This window comes from Polaromonas sp. P1_E1_2 (assembly GCF_056406035.1).
Genome location: NZ_JBFUAZ010000839.1, coordinates 1 through 1403, shown reverse-complemented (window position 1 = coordinate 1403; position 1403 = coordinate 1). Strand labels below are relative to the sequence as shown.

Sequence of the window (1403 nt, the reverse complement as noted above, 5' to 3'; positions counted from 1 at the left end):
TACCAGCGCTGCCCCGGCGGGGCTGGCACGCTTTTCAAATCCTGTCCTTCGAAAATCCAGAGGAAACTTCATGGCAACCCCAGTTGATGTCGTCATCATGGCCGCAGGCAAAGGCACGCGGATGAAAAGCAGCTTACCCAAGGTTTTGCACCGATTGGGCGGGAAGGCTTTGCTGCAGCATGTCATCGAATGCGCTGCGTCTTTGTCAGCGCGCAAGGCGGTCGTCATTACCGGCCACGGCGCTGAGGCTGTTGAGGCCGCCTGCCAGGGCTTTACGCAGCGGGAAACGGGCACAGATTCGAAGCTCAGCCTGCAATTTGCGCGGCAGGAACCACAGCTCGGCACCGGTCATGCAGTGCAGCAGGCGATTCCCCTGCTGGCCGACGATGGCGTCACGCTGGTGCTGTCGGGCGATGTGCCGCTGACCCAAGCCGCCACGCTGCAGGCCCTGCTGGCACAGTGCGACGGCCAGCGGCTGGCACTGCTCACGCTCAGCATGGCCGACCCCACGGGTTATGGCCGTATCGTGCGCGCGCAGGCGCACGCCTCCGAGCCCTTGCGGGCCGGCGCCGAAGCCTCGGCCCAGGTACGCGCCATCGTCGAGCATAAAGATGCGACACCTGCCCAGCGCGAGATCCGCGAAATTTACAGCGGCATCATGGCTGTCCCCACGCGCCTGCTGCGTGCCTGGCTTTCCCGGCTGGACAATCAAAACGCCCAAGGCGAGTATTACCTCACCGACATCGTCAAGTTTGCGGTGGCTGATGGCGTGGCCGTCGTGGCGCAGCAGATCACAGACGCAGCCCAGGTGGCCGGCGTGAACAGTCCGGTGCAACTGGCTGAACTGGAACGCGTGTACCAAAGCCGCCTGGCCACGGCGCTGATGGAGCAAGGCGTGCGGCTGGCCGATCCCGCACGACTGGATGTGCGCGGCACGCTTCGCTGCGGCCAGGATGTGGAAGTCGACGTGAACTGCGTGTTCGAAGGCCAGGTCACGCTGGGCGACGGAGTGCGCATTGGCGCCAACTGCGTGATTGCCAACTGCACCATTGCCGCCGGCGCCGTGATCCATCCCTTCACCCATATCGACGGCGAGAAGCTGGGTGTGCAGATCGGCGAGGGCGCGTTGATCGGGCCCTTTGCCCGCCTGCGGCCCGGCGCGCAACTGGGCGCCGAGGTACACATCGGCAATTTTGTGGAAGTAAAAAACGCCACCCTGGCCAAGGGCGCCAAGGCCAACCACCTGGCTTACCTGGGYGAYGCGACGGTGGGCGAGCGCGTGAACTACGGCGCCGGCAGCATCACCGCCAACTACGACGGCRCCAACAAGCACCGCACGGTSATTGAAGCCGACGTGCACATCGGCAGCAACTGCGTCCTGGTGGCACCCGTCACCATAGGCG

At 64.6% G+C, this 1403-nt stretch carries 1 protein-coding gene; it reads left to right on the top strand.

Going from position 1 to position 1403, the window contains the following annotated elements; genetic code table 11:
* Positions 1 to 70: 70 nt before the first annotated feature.
* Positions 71 to 1403: bifunctional UDP-N-acetylglucosamine diphosphorylase/glucosamine-1-phosphate N-acetyltransferase GlmU (glmU, locus tag AC1D1P_RS23400; protein ID WP_477674647.1), on the top strand; the 1333-nt coding region annotated here is incomplete at its 3' end.